The 19,034-nt window shown below is 74.5% G+C and carries 21 protein-coding genes, 1 tRNA gene and 1 pseudogene; 13 read left to right on the top strand and 10 right to left on the bottom strand.

The window, feature by feature from the left end; translation table 11 throughout:
• The first annotated feature begins 65 nt into the window (after positions 1-65).
• Together ACFP3U_RS35560 and ACFP3U_RS35555 are read left to right on the top strand one after the other, a co-directional pair.
• Positions 66-296: a hypothetical protein gene (locus ACFP3U_RS35560; protein WP_380229906.1), complete on the top strand. Its 231-nt coding sequence runs from the start codon at positions 66-68 to the stop codon at positions 294-296.
• Positions 297-499: 203 nt separating this feature from the next.
• The gene (locus ACFP3U_RS35555; RefSeq protein ID WP_380229905.1) at positions 500-1,246 is read left to right on the top strand and encodes a class I SAM-dependent methyltransferase; all 747 of its coding nucleotides are present in this window, start codon (positions 500-502) and stop codon (positions 1,244-1,246) included.
• A 10-nt stretch (positions 1,247-1,256) separates the two neighbouring features.
• Here the strand turns inward: ACFP3U_RS35555 and ACFP3U_RS35550 are convergent, their stop codons facing one another.
• The 7 genes from ACFP3U_RS35550 to ACFP3U_RS35520 form a co-directional block, all read right to left on the bottom strand.
• Positions 1,257-2,438, bottom strand: coding sequence for a hypothetical protein (locus tag ACFP3U_RS35550; protein ID WP_380229904.1), 1,182 nt, complete (start codon positions 2,436-2,438; stop codon positions 1,257-1,259).
• A gap of 424 nt (positions 2,439-2,862) precedes the next feature.
• On the bottom strand, positions 2,863-3,636 hold the full coding sequence (locus ACFP3U_RS35545; RefSeq protein WP_380229903.1) for a hypothetical protein: 774 nt from the start codon (positions 3,634-3,636) through the stop codon (positions 2,863-2,865).
• A 219-nt stretch (positions 3,637-3,855) separates the two neighbouring features.
• Positions 3,856-3,929 (bottom strand) — tRNA-Met (locus ACFP3U_RS35540).
• Positions 3,930-3,979: 50 nt separating this feature from the next.
• The gene (locus ACFP3U_RS35535; protein ID WP_380229902.1) at positions 3,980-5,374 is read right to left on the bottom strand and encodes a PrsW family intramembrane metalloprotease; all 1,395 of its coding nucleotides are present in this window, start codon (positions 5,372-5,374) and stop codon (positions 3,980-3,982) included.
• Between the two features lie 126 nt (positions 5,375-5,500).
• Positions 5,501-6,331, bottom strand: coding sequence for a tRNA (guanosine(46)-N7)-methyltransferase TrmB (gene trmB, locus ACFP3U_RS35530; protein ID WP_380229901.1), 831 nt, complete (start codon positions 6,329-6,331; stop codon positions 5,501-5,503).
• A 125-nt stretch (positions 6,332-6,456) separates the two neighbouring features.
• A complete protein-coding gene (lhgO, locus tag ACFP3U_RS35525; RefSeq protein WP_380229900.1) occupies positions 6,457-7,695 on the bottom strand; it encodes an L-2-hydroxyglutarate oxidase in 1,239 nt (412 codons plus the stop codon).
• A 128-nt stretch (positions 7,696-7,823) separates the two neighbouring features.
• Positions 7,824-9,251, bottom strand: coding sequence for an MFS transporter (locus ACFP3U_RS35520; RefSeq protein ID WP_380229899.1), 1,428 nt, complete (start codon positions 9,249-9,251; stop codon positions 7,824-7,826).
• A gap of 765 nt (positions 9,252-10,016) precedes the next feature.
• Here ACFP3U_RS35520 and ACFP3U_RS35515 point away from each other — a divergent pair.
• The 3 genes from ACFP3U_RS35515 (at position 10,017) to ACFP3U_RS35505 (ending at position 13,742) form a co-directional block, all read left to right on the top strand.
• Positions 10,017-12,338, top strand: coding sequence for an asparagine synthase-related protein (locus ACFP3U_RS35515; protein WP_380229898.1), 2,322 nt, complete (start codon positions 10,017-10,019; stop codon positions 12,336-12,338).
• Between the two features lie 113 nt (positions 12,339-12,451).
• A complete protein-coding gene (locus tag ACFP3U_RS35510; RefSeq protein ID WP_380229897.1) occupies positions 12,452-12,973 on the top strand; it encodes a universal stress protein in 522 nt (173 codons plus the stop codon).
• A gap of 79 nt (positions 12,974-13,052) precedes the next feature.
• Positions 13,053-13,742 (top strand): DsbA family oxidoreductase, encoded by a 690-nt coding sequence (locus ACFP3U_RS35505; RefSeq protein ID WP_380229896.1) that lies wholly within the window; start codon positions 13,053-13,055, stop codon positions 13,740-13,742.
• 67 nt (positions 13,743-13,809) lie between these two features.
• Here ACFP3U_RS35505 and ACFP3U_RS35500 read toward each other — a convergent pair whose 3' ends face one another.
• Entirely contained in the window at positions 13,810-14,823 is a 1,014-nt protein-coding gene (locus ACFP3U_RS35500; RefSeq protein ID WP_380229895.1) for a helix-turn-helix domain-containing protein, read from the bottom strand.
• 162 nt (positions 14,824-14,985) lie between these two features.
• On the opposite strand from ACFP3U_RS35500, the gene ACFP3U_RS35495 reads away from it, so the two are divergent.
• From ACFP3U_RS35495 to ACFP3U_RS35470, 6 genes are all read left to right on the top strand, one after another.
• Positions 14,986-15,207 carry a hypothetical protein gene (locus ACFP3U_RS35495; protein WP_380229894.1) on the top strand — a complete coding sequence of 74 codons (222 nt, stop codon included), beginning with the start codon at positions 14,986-14,988 and terminating at the stop codon, positions 15,205-15,207.
• Between the two features lie 211 nt (positions 15,208-15,418).
• On the top strand, positions 15,419-15,622 hold the full coding sequence (locus tag ACFP3U_RS35490) for a hypothetical protein (protein WP_380229892.1): 204 nt from the start codon (positions 15,419-15,421) through the stop codon (positions 15,620-15,622).
• Positions 15,619-15,882: a hypothetical protein gene (locus ACFP3U_RS35485; protein ID WP_380229891.1), complete on the top strand. Its 264-nt coding sequence runs from the start codon at positions 15,619-15,621 to the stop codon at positions 15,880-15,882. Before ACFP3U_RS35490 ends, ACFP3U_RS35485 begins: the two co-directional genes overlap by 4 nt.
• A gap of 234 nt (positions 15,883-16,116) precedes the next feature.
• Positions 16,117-16,254 (top strand): hypothetical protein, encoded by a 138-nt coding sequence (locus tag ACFP3U_RS35480; protein WP_380229890.1) that lies wholly within the window; start codon positions 16,117-16,119, stop codon positions 16,252-16,254.
• A gap of 292 nt (positions 16,255-16,546) precedes the next feature.
• Positions 16,547-16,696: a hypothetical protein gene (locus ACFP3U_RS35475; RefSeq protein ID WP_380229889.1), complete on the top strand. Its 150-nt coding sequence runs from the start codon at positions 16,547-16,549 to the stop codon at positions 16,694-16,696.
• 59 nt (positions 16,697-16,755) lie between these two features.
• The gene (locus tag ACFP3U_RS35470) at positions 16,756-16,914 is read left to right on the top strand and encodes a hypothetical protein (protein ID WP_380229888.1); all 159 of its coding nucleotides are present in this window, start codon (positions 16,756-16,758) and stop codon (positions 16,912-16,914) included.
• A 284-nt stretch (positions 16,915-17,198) separates the two neighbouring features.
• Here ACFP3U_RS35470 and ACFP3U_RS35465 read toward each other — a convergent pair whose 3' ends face one another.
• Complete coding sequence (locus ACFP3U_RS35465) at positions 17,199-17,432, bottom strand: GntR family transcriptional regulator (protein WP_380229887.1); 234 nt, start codon at positions 17,430-17,432, stop codon at positions 17,199-17,201.
• A gap of 155 nt (positions 17,433-17,587) precedes the next feature.
• On the opposite strand from ACFP3U_RS35465, the gene ACFP3U_RS35460 reads away from it, so the two are divergent.
• Entirely contained in the window at positions 17,588-17,989 is a 402-nt protein-coding gene (locus ACFP3U_RS35460; protein WP_380229886.1) for a hypothetical protein, read from the top strand.
• 16 nt (positions 17,990-18,005) lie between these two features.
• Here ACFP3U_RS35460 and ACFP3U_RS35455 read toward each other — a convergent pair whose 3' ends face one another.
• Positions 18,006-18,512, bottom strand: coding sequence for an NPCBM/NEW2 domain-containing protein (locus ACFP3U_RS35455; protein ID WP_380229885.1), 507 nt, complete (start codon positions 18,510-18,512; stop codon positions 18,006-18,008).
• On the opposite strand from ACFP3U_RS35455, the pseudogene ACFP3U_RS35450 reads away from it, so the two are divergent.
• Positions 18,487-19,034: pseudogene (locus tag ACFP3U_RS35450) on the top strand (hypothetical protein); the annotation flags it as partial. The gene ACFP3U_RS35455 and the pseudogene ACFP3U_RS35450 overlap by 26 nt on opposite strands.

Here is a 19,034-nt window from a genome sequence, read left to right as displayed (position 1 = left end):
TTCGGCGACGCCCCCGTCTCCACCCTCCTCAACCTCCTCGCCCTCCTCCGCGAGGCGGCCCAGCAGTGAGCGCCTTCCTCATCGGCGCGGCCTTCGCTCTCCTCCTCGCGCTCGCGATCGCCACCGTCATCACCGGCGTCCTCACCGCCCTCAAGATCGGCCCTCCCCCGCCGCCGATCACCCGCCACGGACGCTGGGAACTCCGCACGCTCCCCGACGGCACCCCCGAATACACCTGGATCGCCCGCCAGGCCGGCCACTTCAGCCCCGAAACCAATCCCGAGAACCGTCGATGAAGGCCTAGGAGCAGGAAGTCGACCCCACCGACTCCCCACCCCTCGGCCGGTCACCATCACCACAACCGGTGCCCTTTGTGAACCACAAGGGGCACCGGAACCCGCGCAGAGCGACTTCCTGCGCCACACGTCCCCGGCCGGCCGATCCCCGCCCGGCCCCCGTCCGGATGCGGCCCCCGCCGGGCCGTGTTCGGATGGCCGCGATGTCCGACCGAACCGCCCCCGCCCCGGCCGAAGCCCTGGTCACCTCGCGTCCGCTGGACGAGTACTGCGGCCTCTTCGGCCTCACCCGGGCCGGCATCGCCGCCCTCCCCGGCCCGCTGCTCGACTGCCCGGGAGGCGCCGCCGCCCTCGCCGCCGAGGCCCGCCCGCTCGGCTGCCGGGTCATCGCCACCGACCCGGTGTACGCCCGGCCCGCCGACGAGATCGCCGCCCGCGTGCTGGCCGCCCGGGCGGCCATGGCCGCCGCGATGGACGCCCGGCCCGATCTGTCCCCGGCCCCCAGGCACCGCCCGCCCGACCGCTACCTGCGCAGCTGGGACCGGGCCCACCGGCTCTTCGCGGCCGACCGCGCCGCCCACCCCGGGCAGTACGTCGCCGCCGCGCTGCCCAGGCTCCCGTTCGCGGACGGCACCTTCGCCCTCACCCTCAGCGGCTACCTGGTCTTCGCCTATCCCGCGCTCTTCGGGCCGGAGCGGCAGCTGGCCGCGCTGACCGAACTGGTCCGGGTCACCGCGCCCGGCGGCGAGGTCCGCGTCCATCCGCTGTGCGACGGCGCGGGCCGCCGCACCGGCCACCTCGACGCCGTCCGACACGCGCTCGGCGAGCGCCGGATCACCAGCGAGATCCGGACCGTCCCGGCCGCCGAGAAGGCCGGACGCCCCCGGCGGGTCCTGGTGCTGCGCCGGGCGGACCACCGGCGAAACGGCTCCGGGCCCCCGCGTCCTTGAGCCCCCGCCTTCAGGCCCGCGGTTCGCCGGATCCCGCCACCGGCGCGTCCGCCCCGGCCCCGGCCTCGGCCGCCGGGCCTTCGGCCGTCGCCGGGCCCTCGGCCTTCGGGCTCCCGCCCGGCGGCGGCCCGCCCTGCTGCTGCGGCAGGAACACCGGAGCCTCCAGCCGCGACAGGATCTTCTCCGCCAGCCAGCTGCGGTCCGAGCCGTACGGGATCCCGTCCGGCGCCATCAGCCGCCCCGCCACCGCCTCCCGCAGCCGCCCGGTCTCCTCGGCCGGCAGCCGGGGCAGCAGCCCGCGCGCCGCCAGCAGCGCGTGGTACTGCTCGAAGCCGGAGCGCGGGTGCTCGATCGCCTCCAGCAGGCTGGGCAGGTCGGCCAGCGCCGGGTCGCCCTGCATCAGCGCCAGTGCCTGGATCCGTCGCCCCTCCGACCCGTCCGCGAACAGCTCCCGCACCTGCGAGGCCGTCAGCGCCGAGCGCCGGGCCGTCGACCTGACCTCGGCCACCACCCGCTCCGGCCCGCCCGCCGGGTCCGCCGGCAGCATCGAGCCGGGCAGGTCGTCGGGCTTGCCGGTGCTGGTGCCGAGCAGGCCCAGGTGCTGCATCGCCCGCATCCGCAGGTCGTCGGCGCCGACCCGGTCGCCCTTGCGGTCCCGGTCCTGCCCGGCCAGGAAGAGGTCCAGGGCCCGGTCCGCGTCCGAGAGCACCCGCGGCAGCGCCAGCCGGGTCAGCAGCCAGCCGGCCAGGAAGCCGAGCAGCACGAAGTAGAGGACGAGTGCGGCCGCGAACGGCGCGGCGTCCGCGCCCCCGCCCAGGGCCGGGGCGAGCGTCCGGCCGAGTTGGTCGAGCCGCTCGCCGATCGAGCCGAGCTGGGTCAGTCCGACGCCCAGCAGCACCTTGGTGAGCCAGTCCGAGACCTGTTCGAGGTTGGTGTTCGGCACGTAGGAGCCGTGCGGCTCGGCGCCGGCGGCGCCGCCGCGCACCCGGGGCACCCCGAACAGGAACCCCAGCGCGCCGCCGACCAGGGTGGCGGCGCAGATCACCACCAGTCCGCCGCCCACGGCCTGCCACGGACGGGGCCGCCCCGGTGCGAACAGCACCAGCCCCAGCAGTCCCGCGCCGGGCAGCACCCCGACCGCCGCCCGCCGGGCCGTCCGTACCGCCGCGTCGCCGGTCCGCCGTGTCGTCATCGCCCACCACCCCCTGTGCCCGCACCCCGCCCCTGCGGAGCGCGCGCCGACTCTAGCGGGGATGCCCCCGACGCGACCGGGGAAACCCGCCGGTCCGCGCCGCCCGGAAGAGCCACTGGAAAAGCCGGAAAGCTGGAAAGCCGCCGGGAACGCAGACGACCCGCGGGCTGCTCCTCGGTGCCGTGCCCCGCCGGGGGCCGGACGCCGAGGCACCGGGGATGTACCGGTGAGCCCGCGGGCCGGGTGACTGCTTGGAATTCGCCTGCCGGAGGCCAGTGGCCCCACCCTGCGCAGGCAGGGGCGGCTCTAGCGAGCAGCCACCTCACGCATCCTGATGGAACTCAATTCAGGATCACCTCCCTTCAGTGTGCCGCCACTGTAGGCAGCCCACCGGAGGCGGGGCAACGGATTTATCGCCGCCGGATCAGGCGGGCTTCACCCGGTCCTTGAACAGCGAGTAGTCGATCACCTGGTCGGCCGGCGGGGCCTGGACGGTCAGCGGCTTGTCGATCTCGGTGAAGTCCATCTGGCCGCCGTCCTTGCCGCCCTTCTCGATCCGCAGCGGGTACGGCTTGCCCTCGGTGGCGACGTGCAGGGTGACCTCGCCGCCGGAGCTGTCCTTCGACTTCACGCTGAAGGTCTTCGCGCCGTTGACGGTGCCCGCCGAGCCCTTGGTGATGTTGGTGGCCCGGTCGTCACCGCCGAAGGTCTTGGTGAGCTCCTTGAGGTTGCAGACGGTGGTGAGCTCCTTCATGTCCGGGTCGTCCTGGACGCCGGAGATGTAGCGGCCCTTGAGGAGCTCGACGGCCTGGGGGTTCTTCCCCTCGGTGACGCTGGTCAGGAACTCGGTGTCGGGCTTCAGGTAGACCTGCTTGCCGTCGCCGATGAGCTCGAACTTGCCCGCCCCCGGCACGCTCATGGTGCCCTTGCACTGGCCCTTGGTGTCGACCGCCAGATCGACGCTGATCTTCTCCGCGTCCTTGTTGATGGCACCGACGACCTTCACCGAGGAGGCGCCGGAGAGGGCGTCCTTGGCCTGCTTCTGGATCTCCTCGGCGCTGAGCTTCTCGGTGTCCAGCTTCGGAGCCGCAGCCGCGGCCGCGGTCGCGGTCGCCTTGTCGTTGTCGCCGCAGGCGGTCGCCCCGGTCGCGAGCAGCAGGCCGATCGCGGCGGTGCAGGCAAGGCGCTTCGACAGCATGAGTGTGTTCCTAACTCGGCGCGATGGTCCGCGTCCGAACGAGTCATCTTTTCACTCAACATGATCGCTGACGCCGCGCAGTGGATCGTGCCCGGCTCTCCCGCTGCGCCTTCGCGGCGGGATCGCGGCAGGTCGCGGACGCAGGCCGGTCGGCCGCGTCCACGACCCGGGAACGCCGAAGGCCCGGAGGGCGAGCCTCCGGGCCTTCGTGCTACTGAGTAGCGGGGACAGGATTTGAACCTGCGACCTCTGGGTTATGAGCCCAGCGAGCTACCGAGCTGCTCCACCCCGCGTCGGTGAACACAACAATACGGGGAGATCGCCCGGATGGGAAATCGCTTCCTCACGGCCCTCCCGGCGGGCCCCCGAGCCACCCTCCCGGCCGGCCCCCGAGGCGGCGGGCGATCCGCTCCGCCCGGGACCGCGAGGTCCCCGGCCCGTCGCGGCCGGGGTGCCGGCCGGCCCGCGACCTGGCCCAGGCGGCGAAGCAGACCAGCGCAGCGAAGCACGGCACCATCAGCACCGCGTACACCAGCAGGAAGCCGTGCGTGCCGAGGTCGGCGGCGGCGTTCCACGTGCCGTGCAGGGCCATCGCCAGGACCAGCCCGGTCGGCGCCGCCAGCCGGGCCAGCCAGCGCCGCCCGGTGGTGAGGGTCACCGCCAGGCCAAGCCCGGTCAGCGCGGTGAACAGCGGATGGGCGAACGGCGAGAGCAGGCCGCGCAGGACGAAGGTCTGCACGGTGCTGTCGAAGTCCCGCAGGCTGGGCGGCTCGCCGAGGCCGATGCTGTCCAGCCGCTGCTGCTGGTCGTCGGTGAACGCCCGCCCCAGGTAGAGCGCGTTCTCGGTGAAGGCGAACCCGCAGGCGGTGATCCCGCCGAGGACCACCCCGGCGGCCAGGACGCGCGGCCGGGAGCGCGCCCGCCGCCCGGGGAGCGCGGCCGTCGCGGCCCGCGGGTGCGGCAGCGGGCGCGGGTAGGGGCGCAGCCGCAGCCGGACGCGCGCGTGCGGCAGGGTGAGCCGGCGCTCGTACCCGCGCGGCTGCCGGGGGCCGGGCAGCCGGTGCAGTACGGCGGCGCAGGGGCGGCCGCCGGGCCGGGCCGCGCAGCGCAGCCGCCGGGTCGCCGGCAGCAGCAGGACGAGCAGGGCGGCGGCCTTGGCGCTCTCCTCGATCACCGGGGTGACCAGGTCGGCGCCCAGCGCCTCGCCGAGGCTGCCCTGGTGGGCGGTCAGATAGCTGCTGGTCCAGCCGTTGGCGAGGATGGCCACGGTGGTGGCGGCGCAGGCGCCCCAGCCGAGGCAGAAGACGGTGTGCCGCAGCGGGACGCGGGCGGTCTGGTTGAGCCAGGCCAGCCCGCCGAGCACGAAGGGCAGCGGGACCATCGCCAGCCCGAGGCCGACCAGCAGTCCGGCGGTGCCGGTCTGGCGGCGGACCAGGTGGAGGATCAGCACCCCGCAGCCGGCCAGGGTCAGGACGGCCGTCGCGGTCACGGCGGAGAAGGCCGCCGGGCGGAGCGTGCGAAGGGGGGTGCGGCGGGGGGCCGGTTCGTCCGGCGGGGCGCCGTCCGGGCCCGTGGCGGGCGCCTCCGCGGCGGGGCGGCCCGGCCCGGGCAGGAGCCGGTGGGCCCGGCGCCTCCGCGGCCCCGGGATGGTCCGGGTGCCGGCGGTGGGCGTGGGCATCTCTCGGTCGTCGGCGGCCCGCACGGTGATGTGGTACCCACCGCCGGACGGGGTGCTCACCCGGCACAGGGTAGGCCAAGCCGCCGGGCGGCCGGGCGGAATCGGGGCGAACCGCCCGCCGGGGAGGAATCCGCCGGCGGGGTCACGGGCCGTACGGGCCGGCCGGGTCGAACGCCCGGCGGTGGCTCAGCGGCGGCGGAACAGCAGGTCGTGCACCACGTGGCCCTTGGCGATGCCGGCCCGTTCGAACTTGGTGACCGGGCGCCAGTCGGGTCGCGGCGCGTAACCGGGGACGGAGCCGTCCGGGTGGTCCGCGGGCTCCAGCCAGCCGGTGCCGTCGCCCTCGGGGTGGAGGTTCTCCAGCTCGGGCGAGGCGGACAGCACGGCGAGCATCTGCTCGGCGTACGGCTCCCAGTCGGTGGCGCAGTGCACCAGCGCGCCGGGCGCCAGCCGGGGGAGGACCAGCTCCAGGAAGGACGCCTGGACCAGTCGGCGCTTGTGGTGCTTCGGCTTGGGCCACGGGTCGGCGAAGTAGACCCGCAGGCCGGCCAGCGAGGCGTCCGGGAGCATGTCGCGCAGCAGGATCACGGCGTCGCCGGCGGCGGGCCGGACGTTGGTGCTGCCGTCGCGCTCCAGCAGCCCGAGCAGGTTGCCGTGGCCGGGGGTGTGGACGTCGGCGGCCAGGATGCCCGTGCCGGGGTCGGCGGCGGCCATCGCGGCGGTGGTCTCGCCCATGCCGAAGCCGATCTCCAGGGTGACCGGCAGGCCGTCGAAGAGCGTGGGCAGGTCGAGCGGGGTGCCGTCGATCGCGATGCCGTACTTCTCCCAGCTCCGGTCCAGCGCGCCCGCCTGGGCGTTGGTCATCCGCCCCCGGCGGGGCTGGAAGCTGCGGATGCGCCGCTCGCTGTGCTGGGCCTCGGTGGCCTTGTGCGGGTACATCGGCGCGGGGTACGCGGCGGGCGCCGCGGAGAGCCGGGCGGAGGGCGATTGCTGGGGGATGGGGGCGGTGGCAGTCACAATCAACCGAGTCTACGGGGCCGCCGGGGGCGGGCCGCAGGCCCTGTGACCGTCCCCACGTCCGTCCCCACGTCCGCCACCACGTCCGCCGCCGCGTCCGCCACCGTGCCCGCCGCCCCGGGTCGTCACCGCCCGCCCGCCGCGAGGGCGGCCAGCGCCCGGCGGGCGACCTCCCGGCCGATCGGCAGCGAGGCCGTCGCCGCGGGGGAGGGCGCGTTCAGCACGTGCACCAGCCGGCGGGTGGAGCGCGGATCGTCGGGGTCGAAGCCGGCGAAGGCGAAGTCGTCCAGCAGCGAACCGTCCCGGGCCACCGCCTGGGCCCGGACCCCCGCCGCGGCCCGGACCAGGTCGGCCGAGGTGACGGCCGGCAGCAGCCGCTGGACGGCCGCGGTGAACGCCCGCTTGGACAGCGAACGGTGCAGCTCGCCCACCTCGTACCGCCAGTGCCGGCGGGCGATCCGCCAGGTGCCGGGGAAGGCGGCGGTGCCGGCGAGCTCGCGCGGCCGGACGGTGCGCCAGTCGTAGCCCTCGCGGGCCAGCGCGGGCACCGCGTTCGGGCCGACGTGCACGTCGCCGTGCACGCCCCGGGTCAGGTGGACGCCCAGGAACGGGAACGCCGGGTCGGGCACCGGGTAGACCAGCCCCCGGACCAACTCCCGGCGCTCCTTGACCAGTTCGTAGTACTCGCCGCGGAACGGCACGATCCGCACTCCGGGGTCGTCGCCGGCCAGCCGGGCGATCCGGTCGCTGTGCAGGCCCGCGCAGTTCACCAGCACCTGGCAGCGCAGTTCGCCGGCCGAGGTCTGCACGGTGACCCCGTCGGCCCGCCGGGCGACCGCGCGCAGCTCGGCGCCGGTGCGGATCTCCGCCCCGGCCTCGCGGGCCAGCCGCGCGTACGCGGCGGCCACGGCGGGGAAGTCGCAGATGCCGGTGGTCCCGATGTGCAGTCCGGCGACGCCGGTGACCTGCGGCTCGTACGCGGCGATGCCCCGGCGGTCCAGCTCGGTGACCGGGATGCCGTTGGCCCGGCCGCGTTCGGCCAGGGCGCGCAGCCGGTCCAATTCGGCCGGCCCGGTGGCGACGATCAGCTTCCCGGTGACCTCGTGCGGGATCCCGTGGGTCCGGCAGAACTCCACCATTTCGGCCGCGCCGGCCACCGCGTACCGGGCCTTCAGCGAACCGGGCCGGTAGTAGACGCCGCTGTGGATAACCCCGCTGTTGCGTCCGGTCTGGTGGGCGGCCAGGCCGGGCTCCTTCTCCAGCACGGTGAGCCGGAGCCCTGGCCGGGCCGCGCTCAGCGCGTACGCCGTGGCGAGCCCGACGATCCCGCCCCCCACCACCAGCACGTCGACGTCGTAGCGCACGGCCCGCTCCTCGTTTCGTCCGACCGGCCCCCGTCCGTCCGCGATGCTGCCACGACGGCGGGGGCCGGTCGAGGGGGCCCGGGCCGCTTCCGCCGGGCCCTGCTGTGCCGGGTGCCGGGTGCCGGTGGTCAGGCCGGGGCGACGATCACCGTGCGGGCGCGCTCGGTCAGGTCGCGGACCCGCCGCTCGCCCTGGAACGGCTCCAGCCGGCGCAGCATCTCCACCACGTACTCGCGGCTGCGCTGCGAGGAGATCCGCCCGGTCACGTCGACGGCGCGCTCGCCGGCCGCGACCGCCGCGTCCAGGTTGCCCGCCTCGGCCTCGGCCATCGCGGAGACCACCAGCCGCAGACCGTGCGAGCGGACGAACCCCTCGGTGGGGCGGGCCAGCGCCTCCCGGGTGAACTGGCGGACCTTGGAGGGCACCCCGAGGTCGCGGAAGCACTCGGCGGCGTCGGCGGCGAGCCGGTCGTAGGCGTAGAAGTCGATCCACGCCGGATCGGGATCCCCGGCGCGGGCCCGTTCGAGCGCGCTCTCCGCCGCCCCGAGCGCCGTCGCGCACGCCGCCGCGTTCCGGGCCTTGGCCTGGGCCCGCGCCTCGACCAGGTGGAAGAAGCTCATGGTCCGGGCGGTGGCCAGGCCCCGGTTGCGCTCCAGCGCGGCCTGCGCGAGGTCGACGGCCTCCTCGGCGAAGCCCCGGTAGCCGGCCTGGAGGCTCATCGAGGCCAGCACATAGCCGCCGAGCGGGACGTCCGCGGCGGCCCGGGCGAGCCGCAGGGCCTGGATGTAGTAGCGCTGGGCGGCCTCGTGCTGGCCGGTGTCGAAGGCCATCCAGCCGGCCAGCCGGGTGAGTTCGGCCGTCGCGCCGAACAGCGCCCGGCCCACCGCGTCGCTGTACGAGGCGAGCAGCAGCGGGGCCGCCTCGACCCGCAGGCACTCCGGCACCATCGACGAACGCCAGTCGCCGCCGCCGTACTTGGAGTCCCAGCGGCGGGCCTCCTGGGCGGCCTCGCGGAGCTTGGCGGCGTCCGAGTGGCCGACCCGGTACGAGCCCGTCTCGGCGGGCGCGCGCGGCACCTCGCGGGCCACCGTGCCGTCGGCGGGGGTGATCAGCCAGCGGGAGACGGGGGTCGCGTACGCGGCGACCGAGAAGGTGCCGGCCAGGCTGTCGCTCCAGCGGCCGCCGCCGGGGCCGCGCCGCAGGTCGAGGTCGACCCGCCAGAGGTCGGTGGCGGACCGGACCGCGTCGGGGACCTCGCGCGGGAAGGCCAGGCCGAGTTCGGGCGCCGGGTCGGTGTCGCCGAGGCCGATCTCCTCCAGCGGCACCGGCCGGCCGAGCTTGCCGCCGATCGCGGTGGCGATCAGGTGCGGGACGGGGCCCTGCGGCACCATGCCCTTGCTGACCCAGCGGGCCACCGAGGTCTTGTCGTAGCGGAGCGTCAACCCGCGTTGGGCACCGAGGTCGTTGACCCGGCGGGCCAGACCGGCATTGCTGATCTGGGCCAGGGTCAGGAGCGTGCCGAGCCGTTCGTTCGGTCCTCGTGGGCTGACGGTCATGGTGGCGGCGGCACCTCCTGCGGCCTTGTGCGCGGGGCCCGGGCGGCACCGGGCCGAAGCTGCTGTACCTAGAGTAGTCGGACGCGTTCCGAGGGTTAAGAGGCCGCATTCCGGATGGCGGGATCGCGCGCCCGGCCCCGGTCGGCGTCCGGGCCGGCGGGTTGGTCCCGACCGCCCGGATCCGGCCGCCCGGCGCGGTCCCGGCGGAGCGCCGGAGTGCCGTGCTCCGGTCCCGTGTCGATGTGCGCCCGGCCGTGCCCCCTGGCCCGACCGGCTGGTCGGCGATTCGCTGGTGGTCGTGGGTCGGCCCGCCGTCGAGGACCCGGCGGGCCGGGGGATGCCGCCGCCTTCATCCCCGCGGGCGGTGGCGAAGTCCGGGAGGGCATGCGGATGCCCTCCCGGGCCGAGCGACGCCTTTCGGCCATCTCGCGATGGCCATGACAGGGCGCCGCGCGAGGCGGTCCGGGCCGAGGAGGGGGAGGCCCGGGCCGCCCCGGCGGGGACGCTCGCCCGGGTGTTCGACGACCGGCGCCGGCACCGTCGGAAGCGCCGTACGACACCGCCCTCCGCCCCGTACGACACCGCCCCCGCCCCGTACCGGAAACGACGACTCGGGGCACCGGACGCGCGACCGGTGGCACCATGTCTTCTGACGGCGCGCCGGATCACGGTGGCGCCGACCGCAGGGCGCCACGGGCCGGCCAGGGGGGACCGCCCGGAGGCGGACGCGCCGCGCGGTGCAGATCCTCGTCCGGTGGAGGCGCGATGCGGTGGCTGACGGGCTGGTGCACGGGCGCGCCCCGGCCGGGCGCACCGGCGGCGCACCGGCCGCCCGGCGTGGTCGCCCCGATCGCCGCGCGCCCCCTGTGGACCGGGCCCGACCCGCTCTGGGCGGTCGGCGACTGGCGGCCCGAGGAAATCCGGCTGGTCACCCTGCGGCCCGGCGCCGCCGCCGTCGTCACCACCGGACCCACCACCCCCGACCCCTTCGAGGACACCCCCGCCACCCTCCGGCTCGCCGTGCTCGGCCACTGCGGCGCCGGCGACGCCGAACTCGCCGCCGGCCTGGCCGCCGCCCGCGGCGGCGCCGTCCGCCAGCTCACCAACTGGCCCGGCAGCTACACCGCCGTGCTGCGCAGCGGCACCCGCTCCACCGTGCTGCTCACCGACCTGGCCGGCGCCCGGCCGGTCTTCCACACCCCGTGGGGCGACGGCACCGCGTACGCCACGGCGGCCCTGCCGCTCGCCGACCTGGTCGGCGCACCGCTGGACACCGGCCACCTGGCCGCCCGGCTCGCCTGCCCCGAGGCACCGGAGGCGCTCGGCACCGGCACCCCCTACCTCGGGGTGCGGCGGGTGCCGCCCGGGCACGCGCTGGCGGTCCGCGACGGGCGGCCGTACGTCTCCGGGTACGACGGTCCGGGCGCCGACGGGGCGCCGGGGCGCGGTGAGGCGGCGGCCGTCCGGGAGCTCACCCGGGCGCTGCTGGAGTCGGTCCGCTCCCGGGTCCGCACCAGCCCGGCCGGGTCGGCGCCGCTGCCGGCCGGTCCGGCCGGGCGGGCCCGGCTCGGGGTCGACCTCTCCTACGGGACGGCCTCCGCCACGGTGGCCCTGCTCGCCGCCGCCGTCCCGCTCGCGGGCGGCCCGGCGGGTCCGCACCCGGCCTCGCATCCGGTCTCGCACCCGGCCGGTCCGCGCCTGGCCGTCCCGGCGCAGGCCGGACCGCCGCCCGCCGGGCCGGCTCCCGCCCTCGTGCCCGCGTCCGCGACCGCGCTCGGCGCCGCGCGCACCGGCCCGGTCAGGACCGGCTCGGCCAGGAGCGGGGCGGTGAAGGGCTCCTGGGCCCGCGTGGCCGCCCGGCCGCGGAGCACCCCCGAACCGGTCGCCGCCGTCACCTTCGGCGAGACCGCCGGGACCGGCACCCCCGGCGCCGCCGTCCCGGCCACCCCGACGCTCGCCCCGACCGTCCCGCGGCTGCGCCACACCGTGCTCACCCCCGGCCCCGACACCCTCCCGTACGCGGACCTGCGCACCGACCCGACCGCCGGGCGGCTCACCGACGAGCCCGGCCCTGAACTGGTCACCGCGGCCTGGGCCGAGGCCCGGTTCGGGGCGGGCGGCACCGACCACCTCACCGGCCACGGCGCCCGGCAGGTCCTGGACGGGCACCCGGCCCGGCTGGCCGATCTGGTCCGGGCCGGCCGCTCGCGCGAACTCCTCTCCCCGGTGGCCGCGCTGGCCGGCGCCGACCGGGCCGCCGCCGGCGTGCTGGCCGGCGCGCTGCGGACCCCGCTCACCGTCGTACGCGCCGCCCACCGGCTCGCCCGGGTCCGGTACGCGGACGCGCTCGACGACACCGCCGTGCGGCTGACCCTCCGGCGGATACCCGACGGCGGCGGCACGGCCGGCGCGCGCTCGGCGGACGACCTCGCCTGGGTGGTCCCCGGGCCGGCCGCCCGCTGGCTCTCCGACGAGGCGCTCTCCGCCGTCGCCCTGCGGCTGCGCCTGGCGGCGCGCGAACCGGCGCCCGGGGACAACCCGGGCGCGTACCGGGCCCGGCACGCCCTGCATCGGCACGCGCGCGGGTTCCGCACGCTGGTGCACGCCACCGAACAGCCGGGCCAGCGCCTGCACGCGCCCTTCCTCGACAACCAGGTGGTGCGCGCCGCCCGGCTGCTCCCGGACGACGTCCGGCTCCAGCCCGGCGCCCGGCACGCCCTGCTGCACGCCGTCCTGGCCGGCGCCGGCCGCACCGACCTGCCGCCCGACTGGGGCCGCGCCCCGCGCCCCGACCGCACCAGCGCTACCCGGGCGGGCCTGCGGCTCGCCGCCGACGGCCTGACCGAGCTCTTCGACGCGCCGCTGCTCGCCGAGGCCGGGCTGATCGACCTGCCCGCCGTCCGGGCCGCCCTCGCCCGCGCCGCCGACCCGGGCACCCCGCTGCCGCCCGCCGCCCTCGCCGGGCTCGCCGAGCTGGTGGCCACCGAGCTCTGGCTCCGCCGGGTCCACGCCCGCCGCCACGGCGCCTGCTGGACCGGCCTCCCGCACCCCGCGCGCCCGGCCCTCTCGCCCTCCCGCCTCGCCTGAGCCCGTCCCGTCCCTGGCACGGCGCGGTACGGCGCGGCTCGGGCACGGGGCGGCACCGGGCGGCGATCATGGCGAGGCGTCCCGCCCCCTTCTCTCCCCGCCCGGAGGCCGTGGTGACCAGTGCCGGTCCGGACCCGACCGTCCCCGTCGTGCTCTCGGTGCGCGGGCGCCCGCCGACGGGCCGCCCGCCCGGGGTGCTCGCGGCGTGCGACGGGTCCGACGGTTCGCTCTGGGCCCTGGACCGGGCGATGACCGAGGCCGAGGCCCACGGCCTGCCGCTGTACGTGCTCGCCGTCGTCAACCCGGCGCCCACCGGCTACCCGCCCGGGATGGCCGAACTGGTCCAGGAGAGCGTCGAGACCCTGGTCGAGTCGATGGCGGACGGCCTGCGCCGCGCGGTGGCCGCCGTCCAGCGGGCCCGCCCGCGCCCGTACACCGCCGAGATGTCGCTCCACGTGGTGCTCGGCAATGTGATCGAGGTCCTGCTCGCCGCCTCGGCCCGGCAGCACACGGTGGTGGTCGGCACCCGGGGCAACGGCGGCTTCGCCCGGCTGCTGCTGGGCTCGGTCAGCGGCGCCCTGGTCCACCACGCGGCCTGCCCGGTCCTGGTCGTCCCCGCCCCGCCCGAGGCCTGAGCGCGCGCCGGGAATGCCCCGAGATGGTTCATCGTTCACCCATCTCGGACCGCATCCCCACGCCTCTGGAGCCCCCGTCATGAAGGTCGAGATCTACTCCGACATCGCCTGCCCCTGGTGCTACATCGGCAAGCGCCGCTTCGAGCAGGCGCTCGACGGCTTCGCGGGCAAGGCGGACGTCGAGGTGGTCTACCGGCCGTACCAGCTGGTGCCGGACGCGCCGGCCACGGCGAGGGCGCACCGGGAGTGGCTGGCCGAGCGCTTCGGCCCGCAGTCCGTCGCGATGGACGCCCGGGTCGCCGAGCTCGGCCGGGCCGAGGGCATCACCTACGACTTCGACGCCGCCCTGGAGGTCAACACCTTCCTCGGCCACCGCCTGCTGCACCTCGCGGAGACCGAGTACGGCGCCGCCGCCCAGGGCCGGCTCAAGGAGGCCCTGCTCAAGGCGCACTTCACCGACGGCGTCGACGTCGGCGACCGCACCGCGCTCACCGAGGTCGCGGTCGGCGCGGGCCTGGACCGCGACCGGGTGACGGCCTACCTCGCCGGTGACGAGGGCACCGCCGAGGTCCGCGCGCAGCTGGCCGAGGCCCGCGAGCTCGGCATCTCCGCCGTGCCGACCTTCGTCTTCGAGGGCAAGTGGGCCGTCCAGGGCGGGCAGGAGGCCGAGGCCTTCCGCCGCGTGCTGGAGCAGGTCGCCACCGAAATCGGCGAGCCCCGCCCCGCCCCGGCCGGCGAGGCCTGCGCGGACGGTTCCTGCGCCGTCTGAGCCCGAACCGGAAGCGGAAGAGCCCCGGAGCTGTGTTCTCCGGGGCTCTTGCATGTCCTGGGGTAGCTCAGACGGTACCGAAGTCCCCGGCGCGGATGCCGGCGACGAAGGCCGACCAACCGGTCGCGCTGAACGCCAGCTCCGGGCCACTCCGGTCCTTCGAGTCCCGGACGGGAACGACGCCTTCGACGGCGGCAGCTCCGGGAGCCACCTCGATGCACTCGCCGCCGTTGCCCTGGGAGTACGACGATGTCTTCCAGGCCGGGTGTCGCCAATCAACGGTTAGGTGGGGGGTGGTCGTCACGTTTACTAACTCCCTCATCGCGCGGCGAATCACAGTGGCGGAGTCCCGGCCGTTCAGCGCGTCCTCCCGAAGCCGATCATAGGCCCGCGAGTGCGACGCTGCGGCGTGCTGATCAACGACGAAGCGCCCGTGGCCGAGGGTTTCGGTGTAGACCCAAGTCATGCCGTCGGGCAGGCTCAGCAAGTGAAAGCCCCCCTCTCCCGTTCTCTCGCCCAACTCCCTCTGGGCGACGTGGAGATGGATGTGCGGGAAGCGTTCCGCGACCGCCAAGAGGTGGGCGAGCTGAGCGTGCATGACGATGCGTCCGCCCACGTGCTGCCAGATGACGCCTTCGTCCACTATGGCCACAAGCTCTGGACCGTCAGGGTCTAGGAAGCGCTCCTGTCGGCGTAGTCGAGCCTGAACGATTCGTTCAATCTCGTCGTCGTCGTTGTCCGGGTTGAGATGTCGAACCAGGGCCCGCGCGTAGTCGGCCGTCTGAAGCAAGCCGGGAACGCGTTCGGTGTGTAGACCCCGGATCCGAACGGCTTCCTGTTCTTTGGCCGCGTACTGCCGGAACCAATCCGGGTGATCGATGGTGCCCCAGTCCACGTCGTCCCAGACCCGGGTGAGCTGCCCACTGGTACCGAACAACTCGTCGCATGTCTCGGCGAACTCGCGGCGCGGCTGTCGCGCCAAGCCTTCGACCTTTTGAATGAAGCTCTCAGACATATGCAGCTTCACAGCAAGGCTCCGGTGGGTCGGGTAGCCGGCGGCCGTCCGGAGATCCCGCAGCATCCAAACGAACGCCTCGGGACGCAGCACTGTGCGCGTGACTCGTCTCCCTGCCATCCGCAACCCCATTCCGGACAGTGTTCTTTGTCTTGCTGTCAGGTATACCGCTCCGCCTACCCGTTGTCGTTAGCTCGTATCGCACAGCAACGACGGAAGGCGGCGGCGGTGGGCACTCTCTACACCCCGAAGCAGTACGAACAGGTACTTGACCGGCGAAGCGGCAAGGTCGGCGAGTACATGGGCACGTACGCCGGATCGATCCATCTGCGACCGCCCGGCGGCGGGTGCGAGTGGACCACCGATCCGGACCGGATCGAACCGCTGAGCCCGGTTTCGGAGCTGGAGCCGGCTCACCCGGACGGGGCACCCCCGAGACCGGCACTGTGACCGCCCGCCGGTTCGTCGCCGTGGTCCTGGTGGTTGGGGCCGTCGCCCTGGCCGTCGCTCTACTGGCAGCTCGGTCCATGCACAACGCGCCCTTCTGGTTCAGGGGCGTGACGTTCCTACTCGCGTTCGGCTCCGTCTTCGGTGGCGGCAGCGTAGGCGCGGCAGCACTCATGGAAGGCGCAACAGCTCCCCTCAAGCGAAAGGCGCGGAAGTGATCGGCGGTACCCCCACCTGCCCGTGCGGCAACCCGGTCGGACTGACCGGAGCAGCAACGGACGACATCCCCGAATGGCGCTGCGGCTGCGGACGCTTCGGCTTCCTGCTGCCCCCGGACTACCTGACGAAGCACCCCGAGGAACCACCCGTTCAGGTCTGCGGCCAGAAGCAGCAGGCTGCCGCGAAGGTGGCCGCGTGACCCCCGAGGAGCGAACGCACCTGCCCCCACGTGAGATCCGTGTGGAGGTAGTCCCCGCTGTGGGCTACGAGCTGGAGATCGAGGGGGCGCTTCACATCCCTTTCGTGTCGGCGGCTGACGTAGAAGAGCACTTCGAGGACGTCATCGCCGAAGCCGTGCGACGGAACGTGTTCATCGCCGATGACGTACCGCTCGTGCTGCTCGTCACGGATGAGCACCAGGAGCTTCGACGGATCGAACAACCGGTTCGACCCAAGTAGCACCCACAAGACCCCCGCCCCTGTGTGATGAAAGTGCGCACTGGACACATGGGGGCGGGCACCAACGCCCGGCGCTTTCGCGTCGGGACACGTCCGGCACGTCACGTGACACTGACGCCGGACACCCCCTGCCGGCCCGGGGCTGGAGTGGTCGGCAAGGGAAGGGCTCCGCCTGTCACCGACGCCAACCCCCGGGGCGGGCGGGGCCACCAACACCAGGAAGGGCGCCATCCGATGGCACTGGGAAAGACGAAGCAGACCACGAAGCCCAAGGTCGACAAGAAGGCAACCGAGCACACGGGGAAGGAGGCACGGGAGCGACAGGACCTGTTGAAGCGCTTCAAGGACAAGACCGAGAAGAAGAAGGACTAGCCCAGTGCCCCGGAAGAAGCAGCTCGTTGAAACCGTCGGTAGCGGGTACGCGCCGACACTCGATGAGTGGGGTTCCTTCGAATCGGGGGCGGACGCGCCAACGCTCGTTGAGGCGGTGAGCTGCAACTGCGCACGCCGACGCGAAGGGGGGTGCGTTGAGAACCTTGGACTCCCCGGGCTGATGGGCCAGTTCATGGACGGGCACGGACGCGTGTGGACCCTCCTGAAGCGCACTCGTCATGGGGAGCCCATGGGGACCCGCATTCGACGTACGTCCGTCCTTCTTCGCCGCATGGAGAACGGCAAGGCCGTCTACAAGAACTTCCACTGTGCCGACGCGCCCGTGACCGAAAACCAGTACGAGCGCAACCGGGTCGGACGTCCGCCGGCCAGCGCGAGACTCCCGTTCCAGGCCAAGAACTCGCCCGGAACGGGTCCCTGAAAGTGCACCACGGCCCCAGGGACGGTCTTTGGGGCCACACCACGTCAGGAGGTACTGCCATGCCCGAGATGCTGTGCACCGGTTGCAACGGGGCCGGTCAGAAGCAGGAATACAAGGTCTCCGTGGTCACCAACCCCGACGGCTCGCAGTCGTCCGTGAGTGAGCCCACCATGGTTCAGTGCACCACGTGCGGTGGCACCGGCAAGCAGCACTACTGAACCCCATACTGGGCTCATGAGCGCAGACGACGAAGAAGCCCCCGACACGCGGCCGTTCTCGAAGTTCAGGCACCCATGCCCCAACTGCGTCGCTGGGGTGCGCCACCGTGCCCGAATGGGCGTCAGCGACGGTCGAACCGGAACCGGGCACATTCCTGAGAAGTGCACCGACTGTGACGGCACCGGGTCCATCCCACTCGGGAACGGGGAGTGGAAGCGGGGCCAGAAACCCGGGAACTAAGGAACAGCGCTACTGGCCTCGTCCGGGTTCGCCTGGGCGGGGCTTATCTCTGCGTGCGGTCCGTGACGAAGCTCCCCATCCCGGTCTCAGTCCGGATCAGTCCGTCTTCGCGAAGCGCCGACGTGACCTTCTGGACGGTCGCACGAGCAACGCCGAAGTCCCGTTCGAGCTGTACCGCTGAAATGAGATAGCCGGGCGGGTACTCGCCATTTTCGATCTTGCGGGCGATCGCGTCGCGGATCTGTCGCCACTTGGGACGGGTCGGGTCGAACTCCATGCCATGAAGGTAGCCGCCACCGACCGCTGACGGGAGTCGGGTGCTATAGGGGGCGATAGGCAGGGGTAGGGACCCCTAGTAATGTCGGCCTACAAGAAACCCGGCGACCGCGCCAACGGTCCCGGGGATGGCCCTAGCTTTCTTGGAGCTAAGACATGCCTGATCTTATCGTTCTCGCGTTCCTGTGGGTGCTGCGCTTGCTGCTGCCGGCGCATGGCAAGCACCGCGCCCCCGACGCCCGGGCGCCCCAGGAAGCCCCCGTCATCTGCGGGTGGCGCAAGCCGTTCGGCGCCCATCTGCTCGTCCGTACGATGCCGCTCCCGGAGCCGTCCCGGCTCGTCCCCCGGTACCTCGAAGCCTGGGAGCAGACCCCCAACGACGAGAAGACCGCCGTGCTGACGCAGCAGGCAGAGAAGCAGGCGGCGCGCTGGGAGAAGATCAAGCAGCGCGAGCGCCGTGCGGCAGCCTTCGCGGCTGCAGCAGACTTGCCGGACCCGCTCCACTACCTGGACGACGTGACGGACGCGGACCGCGTTCTCGTCGGGGCGGTGGCGTGATGCCCCGGGGCCCGCTTCAGACGCATCTGAAGCGGGCCTCGGCCCAGTCGGCGACGTTCAGCGCCGACCAGATGCCGTTCACCGGCGTCACCACCAGCCGGATCGACTGCTGCCCGTCGAGCGGCACGTGTACCGGTACGGCCGGGTCGCCCGCCCGCAGTGTGCGCGAACTCCACAGGATCCGCCCGTCGCCGCCCTGCACCGCGAAGACCACGCCGCCGATGGAGACGGTCAGGTCGTCCATCCCGGCCACCGCGTCGAAGGACGTGCAGCTCCGGTTGAGGTCGATCAGCGTGGTCGCGGGCGCGTGCACGCTGATGCCGTGCCGGTGCTCGGTGCCGGCGACCGAGACGGCGTCCCGCTGCCAGAACCAGTCGCTGCCCTTCTGCCGGATGCTCGGCTGCGACGGCGGCACCCGGTGGTTGCCGGGTTTGACCACCGGCAGGTCGTCGGCCCAGAAGTCGGTCGGCGCGGGCGGTGTCGGGGTGAGCGTGGGGGTGAGGGTGGGGGGAGGCGTCGGCACGCTCGGGGTCGGCACCGGCACCTCGGGGGTGGGCGGCGCCGGTACCTCGGGGACCGGCACCTCCGGCTTCGGCACCTCCGGCTTCGGCACCTCCGGCTTCGGTACCGGCGGCGGGGTCGGCACGGGCCCGGCCGGGGCGGTCGGCGCCGACGCGACCGGCGTCGGCGTGGGCTTCGGGGACTCGGGCGCCGGCGAGGGGGCCGTCGTGGGGGCCGGGGGTCGGCTCGGCGGCGCCGGCCTGGACGTCGGCGCTGGTGACGGCTTCTCCACCGGGACCGGCGGGGGGCTGCTCGGAGCCGGCTCCGGGGCCGGCTCCGGAGCGGGCGGCTCGGGCGCGGCGACCGGCGGCGCGGGAACGACCGTCGCGGCGGCCGGGGGAGCGGCCACCGGAGGTCTCGGCTCGGGCGAGCCGGTGAGCGCGTACGCGGCGACGGCGCCCGCCGCCACCGCGACGGCGGCGGCGATCCCGGCCTTCGCGGCGGTGCCCAGGCCCTCCGCGGCCGCGCCCGCCGCGCCGGCACG

The sequence above is a fragment of the Kitasatospora misakiensis genome (assembly GCF_042656005.1).
Taxonomy (GTDB): Bacteria; Actinomycetota; Actinomycetes; order Streptomycetales; family Streptomycetaceae; genus Kitasatospora; species Kitasatospora misakiensis.
The sequence above is the reverse complement of the archived record's forward strand: the minus strand, read 5'-3'. Positions and strand labels throughout refer to the sequence as shown.